Origin of the sequence: Agathobaculum sp. Marseille-P7918, assembly GCF_900625105.1 — a bacterium.
Taxonomy (GTDB): Bacteria; Bacillota; Clostridia; order Oscillospirales; family Butyricicoccaceae; genus Agathobaculum.
The window spans coordinates 77,751-92,123 of the sequence record NZ_UYYD01000002.1 but is presented as its reverse complement, the minus strand read 5'-3'; the positions used below and the strand labels follow the sequence as shown (position 1 = coordinate 92,123).

Here is a 14,373-nt window from a genome sequence, read left to right as displayed (position 1 = left end):
CATGGCAATGCTGGAAGTTACTTCGCTGGGCATTTCCTTCGGCGGCCTGCGCGCCGTCGATGAGCTGAGCATGAAAATCGAAGAGGGCGGTCTGGTCGGCCTGATCGGGCCGAACGGCGCGGGCAAGACGACCGTGTTCAACATGCTGACCGGCGTATACCGCCCGACCGACGGCGGCATCCGTCTGGACGGCCAGAACCTGATCGGCAAAAAGCCGCACGACATCTGCAAGATGGGTGTGGCGCGCACGTTCCAGAATATCCGTCTGTTCTCCAACCTGTCCGTACTGGACAACGTCAAGACCGGCCTGCACAACGAGGTCACCTACACGCTGGCGGAAAGCCTGCTGCACCTCGGTTCGTATCACAAGAAGGAGCGCCAGATGGATGCGCGTGCGATGGAGCTGCTGGACGTATTCGATCTGGGGAGCGTCGCGGACTATAAGGCGGCCAACCTGCCGTACGGCAAGCAGCGCAAGCTGGAGATCGCGCGTGCGCTCGCGACCGATCCCAAGCTGCTGCTGCTCGACGAGCCGGCGGCCGGCATGAACCCGAATGAGACCGAAGAACTGATGGAGACGATCGAGCTGGTGCGCAAGAAGTTCGGCGTGACCGTGCTGCTGATCGAGCATGATATGAAGCTGGTTTCGGGCATCTGCGAATACCTGTATGTGCTCAATTTCGGCCGCCTGCTGGCCGAGGGCACGCCGAGCGAAGTGCTCAAAAACCCGGAGGTCGTCACGGCCTACCTCGGCGAATAAGAAAGGAGGAAACCAAAATGGCAATGCTGGAAGTCAAGGATATCAACGTGTATTACGGCCTGATCCACGCGCTGCGCGACGTTTCCTTCGAGGTAAACGAGGGCGAAGTCGTTGCGCTGATCGGCGCAAACGGCGCGGGCAAGACCACGACCCTGCACACGATCACCGGCCTGCTGCCGTCCAAGGGCGGCACGGTGACCTTTGAGGGCAAGGATATCACCAAAAAGCCCGGCCACGAGATCGTGCGCCTGGGAATGAGCCATGTGCCGGAAGGCCGCCGCGTGTTCGCGGGGCTGACCGTGCGCGAAAACCTCAAGATGGGCGCGTATACCCGTCCCAAGGGCGAGGTGGAATCCTCGCTGGCCGAGGTTTACAAGCGCTTCCCCCGTCTGGAGGAACGCAAAAACCAGCCTGCGGGCACGCTGTCCGGTGGCGAGCAGCAGATGCTTGCCATGGGCCGCGCCCTGATGGCCAAGCCGCGCATCCTGCTGCTGGACGAGCCGTCTATGGGCCTGTCCCCGCTGTTTGTCGGCGAGGTGTTCAAGATCATTCAGGAAGTTTCGGCGGCCGGCACGACCGTGCTGCTGGTCGAGCAGAACGCGAAGAAGGCGCTGTCGATCGCGGACCGTGCGTATGTGCTGGAAACCGGCAAGATCGTCAAGACCGGTAAGGCGTCCGACCTGCTCAATGATGACGCGATCAAAAAGGCATATCTGGGTGAATAAGGGGGAAAACGTATGAAGCCGTACATTATTACCATCGCCCGCCAGTATGGTTCGGGCGGCAAGACCGTCGGCAAGATGCTGTCTGACCGGCTGCACATCCCGTTTTACAACCGTGAAATCATCACCATGGCGTCCGAGGACAGCGGCATCAATGCCATGCTGTTTACGGATGAGCGCCTCAAACCCGACCTGATTACGCGCCTGAAAAGCCGCTACAAGGGCGACCTGCCGCTGCCGAACGATTCGTCCAAGGCCTATCTGCGGGACGACGCGCTGTTCGACTATCAGGCGAAGATCATCCGCAAGCTGGCCGATCAGGGCCCGTGTGTCATGATCGGGCGCTGCGCGGACTATGTGCTCAAGGGCCGCCCGGATGTCGTGCGTGTGTTCGTGCATGCCGATCCGGACTTCTGCCTGGAGCAGGCGATGAAGGTGGATTCGCTGCCGCAGGACGAAGTCGTGCGCAAGATCGCGGAGATCGACGACTATCGTGCGAAATACTATAAGCATCACACCGGCCACGACTGGTATGATGCGCGCAACTATGACCTGTCGCTCAACAGCGGTGTGCTGGGATTTGACGGCGTGGTCGAAGAAGTGATTCAGTATATGGAAGTGCGCGCTCAGTTCCAGAAGTGATTGTCAAAAGCCCTGCGTTGCAAAACGCAGGGCTTTTTTTCACTACGGGGCGGCGAAATAAAAAATGAAATAAAAGTAAAAAAACACTTGACGGATGCGGATTTGTCGGGTATAATATTTCTTGTCCTTTGTGAGAACAATTCAATATTTGGAGAGTTGGCTGAGTGGTCGAAGGCGCACGATTGGAAATCGTGTAGGCGTGATGAGCGTCTCCAGGGTTCAAATCCCTGACTCTCCGCCAGATAAAAGCACTGAAACAGTTTGTTTCGGTGCTTTTTCTGTTGCCTGATATCAACCAATGCTGTTACACTGAAAATAGTTGGCTTGATTGTGCAATGCAAGTTTTGATTTATCTTTTTTTGAATCGCATGGTCACGAGATGGAAGCTGCAGAGCGGCGCAAAATGCAAGCGGGGGAAGGAAGAAGCCGCTTTTTTCAGAGAAGATTGGATGAACTGAACAGGAATACGGGAAGGTTTGGATACGGTTGATTCGGCAGTTGCCGCTATATGGTTCGCAAGCGAAGCGACGGCGGGAAACAGCCTCTTTTGCAATGCGGGAGAATGCGGTATAATGAAAACCAACAGCAATATGGAAAAGGAGCATCAAGATGCGCATTCTCATGCTGGGCAACAGCTTTATTTTTACCAATGACATGCCGCAAATGCTGGCGGAGCTGACCGGCGCGGAAGTCGTCTGCCATACCCGGGGCGGGGCGCGTTTGTCCGAGCAGTTAAACCCCAAAACCAAGTTGGGGGCAAGGACACAGGCGGCGCTGCGTGAGCAGCGCTGGGATTATGTGGTGCTGCAGGAGATGAGCCACGGGCCGATCACGGCGCCCAAAAGCTTTTTCTCCAGCGTGCAGCAGCTCTGCGGGCAAATCCGGGAGAACGGAGCCGTCCCGATCCTCTATGCCACCTGGGCGTATCAGAGGGGCGGGGACAAACTGACTGCAAAGGGCTGGGACTATGACGAGATGGCACGCGGGCTGTCACAAGCCTATCGCAAGGCGGCCGAGGAAAACCGTGCGCTGCTGGCCGATGTGGGGCAGCGGTTTTACGCGTTGTCCGAGACGCAGAACCTTTACGCCGCGGACGGCATCCATCCCAATGCGCGCGGCTCGCGCATCGCGGCGGAGACCATTGCGGCAGTGATACAGCAACAGGGGGAGAGATAAGGATGATTCGGGAAATTTGCAAAGATGAAGCCTTTCTGGCACAAAAGGCCGAGCCGGCCACGCCGGCCGATTTGGCGGTTGCGGCCGATCTGCTGGAGACGCTCGAGTACCACAAGGCGGGTTGCGTCGGCATGGCGGCCAACATGATCGGGGTAAACAAGCGCATCATCGCCTTTGACAACGAGGGCAAGTACATGGTCATGTTCAACCCGGAGATCGTCAAGAAATCCGGGCCGTACGACGCGGAAGAGGGTTGCCTCTCCCTTGCCGGGACCCGCCCGGCCAAACGCTGGCAGTCCATCAAGGTACGCTGGCAGAACGAGAAGTTTCAGGAACGCGTGAAAACCTTCACCGGCTGGACGGCGCAGATCATCCAGCACGAGATCGACCACTGCGAAGGCATTATCATCTGAGGAGGGACGACCATGTTGGAACGGAAAGTGGCGGTCGTGACCGGCGGCGCCAAGGGCATCGGCAAGGCCATTGCGGACGAGTTCCGCAAAGCGGGCGCGCAGGTGTATATCATCGATTTGCTGGAAAATGACTGCTATGTGGGTGATCTGGCCGATCAGGCGGTTTTGGAGGACTTTGCCCGCAAGGTCATTGCGGACGGCGGGCGGGTAGACTATCTGGTCAACAACGCCCTGCCGCTGATGAAGGGTATCGACACCTGCACCTATGAGGAGTTTAACTACGCCCTGCGGGTGGGGGTCACCGCGCCTTTTTATCTTGCCAAGCTGTTTGCACCCTATTTTGCGCCCGGCGCGGCGATCGTCAATATCTCCTCCTCGCGGGACCGCATGAGCCAGCCGCAGACCGAGAGCTACACGGCGGCCAAAGGCGGCATCTCGGCGCTGACGCATGCACTGGCGGTGAGCTTTGCGGGCAAGGTGCGGGTCAACTCGATCTCTCCTGGCTGGATCGACACGGATTACACCGTGTATGACGGGCCGGACGCTGCTCAGCAGCCCGCCGGTCGGGTGGGCAACCCGATGGACATCGCCAATATGGTGCTCTACCTCTGCTCGGATCGGGCGGGCTTCATCACAGGCGAAAACATCTGCATCGACGGCGGCATGACCCGCCAGATGATCTATCATAACGATTTCGGCTGGACGCTGGCGGGAGATGGGCGATGAAAACCGCGGTTTGCTACTATTCCCGGCATCATGGCAATACCTTGCAGGTGCTGCAAGCCATGGCAAGAGCAGACGCAATGGACTTGATCGACGTGACCGCCCGGCAGATGGTCCGTCTGGAGGACTATGACTGCATCGGCTTTGCATCCGGCGTGTATTTTGGAAAGTTCCATTAAAAGCCTACAGAAATCAAAACCGCTTTCATAAGCAAATCCCCCTATTCCGTGTTTGTAAATCAAGCACAGAATAGGGGGATTTTGTTTTTGTGGGTCGCCTGCCGCACGGCAATGGGGATGTATTCCCGGATGGATCGCTGCGTTATCGGAGCACGCGTGCGGGCACGCCGCCGATCAGCACATCGTCCGGAAAAGAATGCGTTACAACCGCACCCGAGGCGACAACCACGCGGTCGCCCAGTGTCACGCCCGGATTGATGGTGGCATGTCCGCCGATCCAGCAATCGGCGCCAATGGTGACCCCGATGCCGGTTTCGCGTCCGGTGGCGCGTTCTGCTGCGTCGAGCGGATGGTTTACCGCATAAATGCCTACCTGCGGACCGATCAGCGTGCGGTCGCCGATGGTGATGCGGCCGCAATCGGAGAAAACGCAGTTATAGTTGATGAACACATCATCCCCAATGAAAATATTGCTGCCATAATCGCATTGAAACATGGATTTGATGTTGATATTGCGTCCCACTGCGCCGCATAATTGCTGCAAAATGCGGGCACGCGCGGGTTTATCGCTGTTGCTGATGCGGTTGAGCTGATCGAGCAGCGCATAACAGGCATTGCGCATTGCGCGCAGCGCAGGATCGGCGGGATCAAATTGCAGTCCGGCGAGCATTTTTTCTTTTTCTGTCATGAGGGTCTCCTTCGTGCGACGGTTATGAGTCTGCAAAGATGATCTGCGTTCCGAGCGCATCAAAACGTTGGGTGAGGCTTGGATCATCGGGCAGCGCCTCGGTGATCAGGGTATCAATTTCGCTGAAATCAGCAAACAGATTGATGCTTCCGATCGAAAACTTGGAAGAATCCAGAACGGCATATACTTTGTGCGCGGCGTGGATCATGCATTTTTTGATGCTGGCTTCCAGAGGGTTGGATGCCGTCAGGCCAATGTTGTTGCGCACGCCGGTGGCAGAGATAAAGGCTTTGTCTGCTTCGATCTGCTGCAAAAACGCTTCCGCATCCGGCCCCTGTATGGAAATGTTTTGCCCCAAAAACATGCCGCCGACGATGATGACGGTCACGGCGCTCGAGCTGAGCGCGAGCGCGACGGGAAGGGAATTGGTGATCACAGTCAGGTTTTTGCGATCCACCAGAAGTTTGGCGATTTCCGCGGTGGTGCTGCCGGAATCCAGAATGATGCTTTCGCCGTCATTGATTTGCTGCACGGCTGCCTGCGCAATTTTGCGCTTGGCCTCGATGCACAAAAAACTGCGGGCTTCAAATGGCGTCATTTGCAGCCCGTTTGGCGCAATGGCGTGGACTTCGCCATGCGTCCGACGGAGCAGACCGGATTCTTCCAAAAGGGTCAGATCTTTTCGTATGGTGGCGGCGGAAACATCAAACAGCGAAATGATATCACGAACTTTCATAACCGAACGTTCTTTGACCATGTGATAGATTTCGCTTTGCCTGCTGTTGAGATTGATCACAGCAATTCCTCCATATTTTCTCTATTTAACTTAATTATAGTAAAAATGAAATGAAAGTCAATAGTGTTATTCCAAAGTTGGAGAAAAACAAGGAAACCGGCGGTTTGCACAAAAAATATGAGATATTATCTACGTCAGATGTGCGAGAATTCCCTTTTTCTTACTTGCATTCCGGAAAACGTTATGATATTATTCGATCATAAACAAAACAAAATGAAAGTAATTAAAAGCAAATAATACATCTGGAGGTGCTAAATGAAAGTGGATTATAAACAGGCCCTGCTGGATGCGGACGCAAAAGGATATGCCATTCCCGCGTTTAACTGTTCGGACTGCTGGGAGATGCAGGCAGTGGCCGAGGCCGCGGCAGAGAAACGGGCGGTGGTCTATCTGGCAACCAATATGCGTGTGGCGCAGTCGGTCGGGCTGGATTACCTGTATGCCATGGCCGAGGTCGCAAGGCAAAAATCCGGCGGCCATGTCATTCTGCATCTGGATCATTCCAATTCGGTGGACCTGTGCAAGGCGGCGGTGGACAGCGGTTACCAGTCGGTGATGATCGACGCTTCCATGTGCTCGCTCGAGGAGAATATTAGGCAGACGCGGGAAGTGGTCGAATATGCCCATCGGCATGGCGCGATTGTGGAGGCAGAAATCGGCCGCATCCTTGGCAGAGGTGTGGAAGGAACCTATGAGGGGGATGACTATCTGGTGCGTCCGGCGGATGCGGTTGCGCTGGCGGAAAGCACCGGGGTGGACTCGCTTGCCGTTGGGATCGGAACGGCACATGGCTTTTATAAAAGCAAACCGCATATCGATCTGGAACGCTTGCGCCAAGTCAATCGGCTGGTCTCTATTCCGCTGGTGCTGCATGGCGGGACCGGAGTGCCTTTTGAGGTAATAAAGGAATGTATCAAGGAGGGGATGGCAAAGGTAAATGTAGGTACGCAGCTGCACGCCACCTATATCAAAGATCTCAAGACGCGCATCGATGCGGCATCGACCAACATTTCGGATTTGATGGAGCCGGTCAAGGCGGCGATCAAACCGGTGGTCGCTCAGTGGATCGAGGTATGCAGGGCGGCAAACCGGTATTGAAGGATAACGGAAACAGACTGAGAAATGAAAGGAGCAAAAACGATGAACCAGAAAATGCTGAGAAAAAGAATTGTAGCCGGCTTGACGGCATCCCTTCTGTGCCTGACTTTTTCGGCTTGCAGCATGGAGCCTTCGGTCGGCGGAGGGTCGGCGGATGCGCCGGAAAACGGTGATACGATCAAATTGGGGTTCGTGGCAATGGATTTGGCCAATCAGGTGTTTGTCCAGACCATTGAAGGCGCGCAGGCATTTGCGGATGAGCATGGGTACGAACTGAATGTAGTGGACGGCGCCTCCTCGGCGGAAAAACAGGTATCCGGCATGGAGAATCTGGTTGCAATGGGCTGCGCGGCGATCGATTGCCGTGCCATTGACGGTCTGGCGCTGGCCGATGCGGTGCAGAACGCGGAAGCAAAGGGCGTTGCGGTCAACACCTATCCGGATATTGAGGGACGCACCGCCGTGCTCAAGTATGACGACTATGACCAGGGCGTAAAGCTGGCTGAGGCTGCCGCGGAGTGGATCAATGATAAACTGGGCGGCACGGCGGAGGTCGCGCTGCTGACCCAGCCGGCGGTGGACGCGGTCATGGAACGCGTGGATGGGTTCAAGGATGTGCTGGCGGAAAAATGCCCGAATGCAACGATCGTAGCGGAGGAAGAAGGCCATGAGACCGATACCGGCATGAGCGTGACCGAGTCCATTCTGCAGGCGCATCCCGATGTCAAGGTGATTCTGTGCGTCAACGATTCCGGTGCGTTGGGCGCGTATGAGGCACTGCAAAGCTCGGGCAAGAATTTGGACGATATGTTCCTGGGCGGCATCGACGGAACGGATGCGGCGTTGGAGAAGATTCAGGAAGGCGGCGTCTATCGTGCCACCGTCGCAGGCGCCTGGATGTTCCAGGAAATCGGCTATGCTTGCATGCAGAACATCACGAATGCCGCACTGGGCAAGGACTATGAGGAGATCTTCACGGTAGAGGTCATGGCGATCACACAGGATAATGTAAAGGATTATCTGGCCAAGACGCCGGATTATACGCAGTTCCAGTAACGCAGTACTGAGAAAGGATGAATCAGGCCGGCCGCTGCCGCAGCACAGCAGCCGGCCCGATAGGGTGAGCACATGAAGCAAGCATCGTTATCCGTAGAAAATATAAACAAATACTTTGTCGGCATCCATGCTCTCAAGGACGTGAGCCTCACCTTTGTGCCCGGCGAGGTACACGCTTTGCTGGGCGAGAACGGCGCGGGTAAGTCTACGCTGTGCAAAATGCTGTCCGGGGCGAGCAGGCCGGATTCCGGCGTGATTCGGATCGACAGCAGAGAGTATGACGGGCTGACGCCGAATGCAGCCAAAGCAGAAGGCATCGGAATGATCTATCAGGAGTTTAATCTTGTTCCGGAAATGACGGTCTATGAAAACCTGTTTTTGGGCAAGGAGATCAGAAAGGGGCTGGATGTTGACCGGAATGCGATGATCGCACGGTCGAAAGAGCTGTTTGCAGAGCTCGGCGTGGAAGTCGATCCGACAAAAAAGATCAACGAACTGAGCGTGGCTTACTGCCAGTTGGTCGAGATCGGGAAATCCATGCTGGAAAAGGTTCGTTTTCTCATCATGGACGAGCCGACGGCACCGCTGACCACGCAGGAGGTAGAGGCACTGTTTCAGCTGGTGCGAAAACTGAAATCGCAGAACGTAACGATTATTTATATCTCCCACCGAATCGAAGAATTGCTCGAGCTGGCGGACCGCGTGACCATTATGCGGGATGGCGAAGTGATCCAGACGCTGGAAACCGCAAGAACCAACCGGGCGGAGCTGATCCGGCTGATGGTGGGGCGCGAACTGGGAGGAGAATTTCCCGAAAGCATCCGCACGCCCGGCAACATGGAAGAGCCGGTATTGCAGGTCAAAAATTTGAACACACGAGAATTACATGATATCTCATTCTCTTTGTATAAAGGCGAGGTGTTGGGCCTTGCCGGACTGGTCGGTTCCGGACGATCGGAAATCATCCGCGCGATTTTTGGTGCGGACCGTCGGGAGACGGGCGAAATCACGGTCAACGGCAGAGCGGTGCGCATCAACACACCGCGCGATGCGATCGAGCAGGGCATCGCAATGATCCCGGAGGATCGCAAGCGGCAGGGCCTGCATTTGGAATTGCCGATTGCCGATAATATTTCATTGATCAAGATCAATGCGCTGAGCAAACTGCTCACCGTATCGCGTCCCAAAGAGCGCGCTTTGATCGACCGGTTTATCAAAGCGCTGTCGATCAAATTAGCCTCCCCGGAGGCCCATGCCTCCAGCCTGTCCGGCGGCAATCAGCAAAAAGTCGTGCTGTCCAAATGGCTGTCCACCGAAGCGGATATCCTGTTTCTGGACGAACCGACCCGCGGCATCGACGTCGGCGCAAAAAAAGAAATCTATGAGCTGATGGATCGGCTGCGCGCGGAAGGACGATCGATTATTGTGATCTCGTCCGAGATGCTGGAAGTGGTCGGCCTGTGCTCGCGCGTGCTGGTGATGTGTGAGGGCCGCCTCAACGGTGAGCTGCGCGGCGATCAGGTGACGCAGGAAAATATTTTGGAATTGGCTTCCGGCGGAACGCTTCCGGCAGTCAACATCGGATCATGAGGTGAAAAAATGAAACAGATGAAATGGAGTGCCATATACCGGAAATACGGTGTGTTTATCATTCTGGTCGTGGAAGTTCTGATCTTTATGCTGCTCAGCGAGAATTTCCGTACCTTGGAAAACGTCATGACGATCGGGCGGCAGGTTGCAAGCACCGGTATCGCCGCGGTCGGCGCGACCTTCCTGATGCTGACGGGCGGCATTGATATTTCCAACGGCTCCATGCTGGCGTTTTCCGGCGTGCTCGCAGCGCTGCTGTCGGTCAATCTGGGTCTTCCGCTGCCGGTCGCGTTTGTGATTACGCTGCTCTGCGGGCTGGGGTTTGGCTTGATCAACGGCGTGGCATACACCCGGTTTAAGGTGTCGCCGCTGATCGCAACGCTTGCGATGCAGACCATTCTCAAGGGCATTGCCTATCTGCTGACTTCCGCAAAGCCGATATACGGCATCGCGGATGCGTTCAAATTCATTGGGCAAGGCTATTTGTTCGGCTTTTTCCCATTTCCGCTGCTGCTGATGATCATCGCGTTTGCGTTTGGCTTCTGGGTGCTCGATCATACGTACATCGGCCGCTATATTTATGCAGTCGGCGGCAACGCGGAGGCAGCGCGCCTGTCCGGCATCAACACCAACAAGGTGTATATGATTGCGTTCGGTGCGAGCGCACTGTTTGCTTCGATCGCAGGCCTGATGATGGCGGGCCGCCTCGGTTCGGGTCAGCCGGCGATCGGCACGGATTTTCCGATGGATGTCATCACCGCGATCGTGCTGGGCGGCGTCAGCATCAATGGCGGCAGCGGCAAGATCAGCGGCGTATTGTTCGGCGTGTTTATCATGGGCGTGCTCAGCAACGGCATGATTATGGTCGGCCTGAACGATTATTGGCAGTGGGTCATCAAGGGCGTGGTGCTGCTGGCGGCAGTTGCGATGAGCAATGTAGAGGTCCGCAAACGCTGAGAAGAGGAGGCATACCAAATGGAAGGACTTTCGTTTACCATTTTTCAGATCGGGCATGGTGAAAATGACGCGGATTATAATTTCTGCGGATATAGTTTTGGCGACCGGGACCATAAGACCCCGCAGCATGTCTGGATGAAATTTCCCTATCTCTGTGTGCTCATCAAGCATCCCAAGGAGGGGTATCTGCTGTACGACTGCGGACCCGGGCTGGGCGCGCAGGATGGGCGGCGCTCGCCGGAGTCATGCCGGATCAATCCGGCGTTCATCCAGCGCGAGGAATTCATCGACCGGCAGCTGGAAAAGGTCGGCGTTTCGGTCGGGGAGATCCGCCGGATCATTGTTTCGCACGGCCACTGGGATCATTTCGGCGGGCTTGAGCTGCTGCGCGGCGCGCCGGGCTTTCAGGGCGTGATCATGAGCGAAAAGGATTTTGCAAACGGCCTGGTGGCTACCCATCGGGCGGCATGCGGTTACTCCGACACCGGGTATTACCGGCAGGATTTTGAAGTGGGCGCGGATTTCGACCTGATCGACGAAGATATGGAACTTTGTGAAGGCGTAGAGCTGGTGCTGTTTGAGGGGCATACGCCCGGCGTCATCGGCTTGGTGCTGCATTGCGAGGAACAAACCTATATCTTCCCGAGCGATGCCGTGACCTCGTCGATCAACTATGGCCCTCCGGTCGTCTATCCCAGCATGATCGCAGATTCGCTTGGATTTGTGCGTGCGGTCAAAAAGCTGCGCGCGCTGCAGCGCAAATACAATGCGCGCATTATCTTTTCGCATGATCCGTGGCAGTGCAAGGAACTGCGGCTGGCGCCGTATTTCTATCGATGAACGGGTGTGCCGCGCACACAGAAAGGAAGGCGGACAATTTGCAGTATCTGATGGGGATTGATGTCGGCACGACGAATATCAAGGTGGTCGTGTGGGACGAGGAAGGGAATACGGCCGCACAGGCGCGCAGCCCTTCGCCGCTCAGACGCGCTTCCGAAGACAGCGCGGTGTATGACTCGGAAGAGATTCGCGAAATCGTTTTTCACCTGATGAAACAGGCCGCAGCACAGCTGGAAGCTGCGCTGCCGGGGGCGGTCAGCCGCCTTTGCGGGATCGCCGTGACCGGTATGGGTGAGGCGGGTGTGCCGCTCGACCGGGAAGGGCAGCCGTTGTTTCCGATCATTGCGTGGTTCGACCGGCGCACCGAACAATATGAAAGCTGGTGGGCGGAGCGGCTGACGGATGAGGAACTGTTCGCCATCACGCACCTGCGCCGTCAGCATATCTTCACAGCAAACAAGCTGCTTTGGCTCAGAGACAATCGGCCGGACGTGTTTGCACGCATGCATCGCTGGCATTGCGTGCCGGATTATGTGGGGTTCTGCCTGACCGGCGGTTCCTGCATGGATTACACATTGGCGTCCCGTACGATGCTGATGGATTTTTCAAAACGGTGCTGGTCGGACAAGCTGCTGCACATGATCGGCATGGATGCGTCGGTACTGCCGCAGCTGGTGCCGTCCGGCAGCCCGGTCGGCAGGGTGACGGCACAGGCCGCATCACGCTGCGGTGTCGCACCGGGCACGCCGGTTTTTACCGGCGGGCATGACCATATTTGCAGCGCATTGGCGACCGGTGTGGTGGAGCCGGGCGTGGTGCTGGATTCGTCCGGCACCTGTGAGGAATTGCTCATGGCAAAAACCGATGCGGCAAGCGTGGAGACGCTCGGCCGGAAGGGCTTTAACACGGGCTGCCATGTGGCGCCGGAACGCTGGTATGCTTCGGGCGGAATTCCGGCGTCCGGCGCGTCGGTCGATTGGTTTCAACGGGAATTTGCCGGGGCGCAGCCGGATATTGATGCTGCGCCGGGGGCGCATGGCCTGCTGTTTCTGCCGCATCTGCGCGGTTCGAGCTCGCCAGCCCGTGATCTGCAAAGCCGAGGCGCTTTTGCAGGCGTGCAGGCACAGCATACGCGCGCGGATTTCATGCAGGCGGTGTATGAAGGCATTGCGTACGAGATGAAGCGGATGATCGAACGACTGTCGGCCGGCCAGCCGGTGCGCCGGATCGTATCCACCGGAGGCGGAACCCAAAACGCGGTATGGCTGCAAACCAAGGCGGACATGCTCGGCCTGCCGATCGAGGTTTCGGAAACGGCGGAGGCCGCTGCCTTTGGCGCTGCGCTGCTGGCGGGCATCGGGGCAGGCGTTTATGCCGGAGTGGATGAGGCGATACGTCGGGCCGTGCGGATCGTGCGTACGGTTGCGCCGCGCATGGATCACACGGCATATTACCGGCGGGCGTATCCGGTTTTCTGCCAGCTGGAAGGAGCGCTTCGGCCGATCCATACCGCAATGTCAGAATTGGAAAGGAATGAAGTGGAATGAACTGTATGAAGGCGATCGCCGTGCTGGAAAAAGGCGTCGTGCGTGTTGTGGACGATGTCCCGATCCCGGAAATCGGCGAATATGGGGCGCTTTGCCGCAATCATGCCTGCGGCGTGTGCAGCGGCACGGATATGGGCATCATCAACGGGGAGACAACAGAAAAACAGGGCTTTCTCGGCTTCCCGACCGTACTTGGCCACGAGGGTGCGGGCGAGGTCATTCGCGTTGGCTCCAAAGTGCGCAACATCAGGATAGGGGATCGCTTCATCCATCCCAACCTGTGGCCGGACGCGGGCAACGGGTATACCAAAACTTACGGCGGCATGGCGCAGTATGGTGTGGTCGTGGATCAGCAGGCGATGGTGGAAGATGGGGTCTGTACACCGGAGCAGGTGCCGTTTTACAAAAAACAGCACCGCTTTCCGGCGGAGATCGACTGGAAAGACGCGGCGCTGCTGCTGTCGCTGAGCGAATGCCACAGTGCGGCCGTCAACTTCGGCGTGCAGCCGGGGGATCGGGTGCTGCTGTACGGCGCGGGGCCGATGGGCACGGCGCTGGCAATGTTTATGAAACTGCGCGGTGCGGCCGAGCTGACGGTCATCGACAGCGTGCCGGAACGGCTGGCCAATTCGGTCCGTGTGGCACATACCGACCGGACGATCAACTTTGCTCAACAGGATACAGCGGCGCAGATCGGGGACGAGAAATTTGATCTGGTCGTGGATGCGGTGGGCAAAAGCACCGTGCTGCTGGAAGGCGCGCAGTATTTGCGTCAGGGTGGAAAACTGTGTTCGCTCGGTGTGTTGCGCAAGGGAGATACGCAGATCGATTTGAGTCAATTGCCCAATAATATCAGTCTGCATATGCTCAATTTCCCGTATGGGGAATACGATATCATGGATGAGACGATCGCCTATATTTTGCAGGGCAAGGTCAATCCAAAGGATTTTTACTCGCATGTGCTGCCGTTTGAGCAGATTGACGAGGCATTGGCATTGGTGCGGAGTCATCGGGCGCTCAAGGTCGTTTTGGATTTTGAGGACGGCAACTGCTAATTTCATGGGTGGTTTGACCGATGTGCAAAGTCGGCATACCATGGTAGATGCCGCTTTTTGTCCCGCGGCGGCACGGTCAGAGCCGTTGGCCGGTTTGGCTTTCGGCAGGAGGCTGCGTCACATCATCATTC

At 56.8% G+C, this 14,373-nt stretch carries 16 protein-coding genes and 1 tRNA gene; 15 read left to right on the top strand and 2 right to left on the bottom strand.

What is annotated here, in order from left to right; all coding sequences use genetic code 11:
• Nucleotide 1 precedes the first annotated feature (1 nt).
• From EJL02_RS03970 to EJL02_RS03935, 8 genes are all read left to right on the top strand, one after another.
• Nucleotides 2–760 (top strand): ABC transporter ATP-binding protein, encoded by a 759-nt coding sequence (locus EJL02_RS03970; protein WP_125115124.1) that lies wholly within the window; start codon nt 2–4, stop codon nt 758–760.
• 17 nt (nt 761–777) lie between these two features.
• On the top strand, nt 778–1,485 hold the full coding sequence (locus EJL02_RS03965; RefSeq protein ID WP_125115123.1) for an ABC transporter ATP-binding protein: 708 nt from the start codon (nt 778–780) through the stop codon (nt 1,483–1,485).
• Nucleotides 1,486–1,497: 12 nt separating this feature from the next.
• A complete protein-coding gene (locus EJL02_RS03960; RefSeq protein WP_125115122.1) occupies nt 1,498–2,124 on the top strand; it encodes a cytidylate kinase-like family protein in 627 nt (208 codons plus the stop codon).
• A gap of 150 nt (nt 2,125–2,274) precedes the next feature.
• Nucleotides 2,275–2,365: transfer RNA gene (locus EJL02_RS03955), tRNA-Ser, on the top strand.
• A gap of 368 nt (nt 2,366–2,733) precedes the next feature.
• Nucleotides 2,734–3,300, top strand: a complete 567-nt coding sequence (locus tag EJL02_RS03950; RefSeq protein WP_125115121.1) for an SGNH/GDSL hydrolase family protein — start codon at nt 2,734–2,736, stop codon at nt 3,298–3,300.
• A 2-nt stretch (nt 3,301–3,302) separates the two neighbouring features.
• On the top strand, nt 3,303–3,713 hold the full coding sequence (locus EJL02_RS03945; protein WP_125115120.1) for a peptide deformylase: 411 nt from the start codon (nt 3,303–3,305) through the stop codon (nt 3,711–3,713).
• Between the two features lie 12 nt (nt 3,714–3,725).
• Complete coding sequence (locus tag EJL02_RS03940; protein WP_125115119.1) at nt 3,726–4,439, top strand: SDR family oxidoreductase; 714 nt, start codon at nt 3,726–3,728, stop codon at nt 4,437–4,439.
• Complete coding sequence (locus tag EJL02_RS03935; protein ID WP_243114395.1) at nt 4,436–4,615, top strand: flavodoxin domain-containing protein; 180 nt, start codon at nt 4,436–4,438, stop codon at nt 4,613–4,615. The genes EJL02_RS03940 and EJL02_RS03935 overlap by 4 nt, the downstream gene beginning before the upstream one ends.
• 142 nt (nt 4,616–4,757) lie before the next feature.
• Here the strand turns inward: EJL02_RS03935 and EJL02_RS03930 are convergent, their stop codons facing one another.
• Nucleotides 4,758–5,303: a sugar O-acetyltransferase gene (locus EJL02_RS03930; RefSeq protein ID WP_125115118.1), complete on the bottom strand. Its 546-nt coding sequence runs from the start codon at nt 5,301–5,303 to the stop codon at nt 4,758–4,760.
• 22 nt (nt 5,304–5,325) lie between these two features.
• The gene (locus EJL02_RS03925) at nt 5,326–6,099 is read right to left on the bottom strand and encodes a DeoR/GlpR family DNA-binding transcription regulator (protein WP_125115117.1); all 774 of its coding nucleotides are present in this window, start codon (nt 6,097–6,099) and stop codon (nt 5,326–5,328) included.
• 255 nt (nt 6,100–6,354) lie between these two features.
• Between EJL02_RS03925 and EJL02_RS03920 the strand changes: the two genes are divergently transcribed.
• The 7 genes from EJL02_RS03920 to EJL02_RS03890 all read left to right on the top strand — a co-directional run bounded on the left by EJL02_RS03920 (nt 6,355) and on the right by EJL02_RS03890 (nt 14,242).
• Nucleotides 6,355–7,197 carry a class II fructose-bisphosphate aldolase gene (locus EJL02_RS03920; RefSeq protein ID WP_125115116.1) on the top strand — a complete coding sequence of 281 codons (843 nt, stop codon included), beginning with the start codon at nt 6,355–6,357 and terminating at the stop codon, nt 7,195–7,197.
• Nucleotides 7,198–7,239: 42 nt separating this feature from the next.
• Nucleotides 7,240–8,253 carry a sugar ABC transporter substrate-binding protein gene (locus EJL02_RS03915; RefSeq protein WP_164510279.1) on the top strand — a complete coding sequence of 338 codons (1,014 nt, stop codon included), beginning with the start codon at nt 7,240–7,242 and terminating at the stop codon, nt 8,251–8,253.
• Between the two features lie 72 nt (nt 8,254–8,325).
• Nucleotides 8,326–9,843 carry a sugar ABC transporter ATP-binding protein gene (locus tag EJL02_RS03910; RefSeq protein WP_125115114.1) on the top strand — a complete coding sequence of 506 codons (1,518 nt, stop codon included), beginning with the start codon at nt 8,326–8,328 and terminating at the stop codon, nt 9,841–9,843.
• Nucleotides 9,844–9,852: 9 nt separating this feature from the next.
• Nucleotides 9,853–10,800 carry an ABC transporter permease gene (locus tag EJL02_RS03905; RefSeq protein ID WP_125115113.1) on the top strand — a complete coding sequence of 316 codons (948 nt, stop codon included), beginning with the start codon at nt 9,853–9,855 and terminating at the stop codon, nt 10,798–10,800.
• 18 nt (nt 10,801–10,818) lie between these two features.
• Nucleotides 10,819–11,640 carry an N-acyl homoserine lactonase family protein gene (locus EJL02_RS03900; RefSeq protein ID WP_125115112.1) on the top strand — a complete coding sequence of 274 codons (822 nt, stop codon included), beginning with the start codon at nt 10,819–10,821 and terminating at the stop codon, nt 11,638–11,640.
• Nucleotides 11,641–11,678: 38 nt separating this feature from the next.
• Nucleotides 11,679–13,187 (top strand): FGGY-family carbohydrate kinase, encoded by a 1,509-nt coding sequence (locus EJL02_RS03895; protein ID WP_164510278.1) that lies wholly within the window; start codon nt 11,679–11,681, stop codon nt 13,185–13,187.
• The gene (locus EJL02_RS03890) at nt 13,184–14,242 is read left to right on the top strand and encodes a zinc-dependent alcohol dehydrogenase (RefSeq protein WP_125115110.1); all 1,059 of its coding nucleotides are present in this window, start codon (nt 13,184–13,186) and stop codon (nt 14,240–14,242) included. The genes EJL02_RS03895 and EJL02_RS03890 overlap by 4 nt, the downstream gene beginning before the upstream one ends.
• The last annotated feature ends 131 nt before the right edge of the window (nt 14,243–14,373 follow it).

Excerpts from the sequence above, each read along its gene's own strand:
- EJL02_RS03945 (WP_125115120.1), top strand. The coding sequence starts at position 3,303 with ATGATTCGGGAAATTTGCAAAGATGAAGCCTTTCTGGCACAAAAGGCC.
- EJL02_RS03960 (WP_125115122.1), top strand. The coding sequence starts at position 1,498 with ATGAAGCCGTACATTATTACCATCGCCCGCCAGTATGGTTCGGGCGGC.
- EJL02_RS03935 (WP_243114395.1), top strand. The coding sequence starts at position 4,436 with ATGAAAACCGCGGTTTGCTACTATTCCCGGCATCATGGCAATACCTTG.
- EJL02_RS03950 (WP_125115121.1), top strand. The coding sequence starts at position 2,734 with ATGCGCATTCTCATGCTGGGCAACAGCTTTATTTTTACCAATGACATG.
- EJL02_RS03940 (WP_125115119.1), top strand. The coding sequence starts at position 3,726 with ATGTTGGAACGGAAAGTGGCGGTCGTGACCGGCGGCGCCAAGGGCATC.
- EJL02_RS03890 (WP_125115110.1), top strand. The coding sequence starts at position 13,184 with ATGAACTGTATGAAGGCGATCGCCGTGCTGGAAAAAGGCGTCGTGCGT.
- EJL02_RS03970 (WP_125115124.1), top strand. The coding sequence starts at position 2 with ATGGCAATGCTGGAAGTTACTTCGCTGGGCATTTCCTTCGGCGGCCTG.
- EJL02_RS03910 (WP_125115114.1), top strand. The coding sequence starts at position 8,326 with ATGAAGCAAGCATCGTTATCCGTAGAAAATATAAACAAATACTTTGTC.
- EJL02_RS03915 (WP_164510279.1), top strand. The coding sequence starts at position 7,240 with ATGAACCAGAAAATGCTGAGAAAAAGAATTGTAGCCGGCTTGACGGCA.
- EJL02_RS03930 (WP_125115118.1), bottom strand. The coding sequence starts at position 5,303 with ATGACAGAAAAAGAAAAAATGCTCGCCGGACTGCAATTTGATCCCGCC.
- EJL02_RS03905 (WP_125115113.1), top strand. The coding sequence starts at position 9,853 with ATGAAACAGATGAAATGGAGTGCCATATACCGGAAATACGGTGTGTTT.
- EJL02_RS03900 (WP_125115112.1), top strand. The coding sequence starts at position 10,819 with ATGGAAGGACTTTCGTTTACCATTTTTCAGATCGGGCATGGTGAAAAT.
- EJL02_RS03965 (WP_125115123.1), top strand. The coding sequence starts at position 778 with ATGGCAATGCTGGAAGTCAAGGATATCAACGTGTATTACGGCCTGATC.
- EJL02_RS03920 (WP_125115116.1), top strand. The coding sequence starts at position 6,355 with ATGAAAGTGGATTATAAACAGGCCCTGCTGGATGCGGACGCAAAAGGA.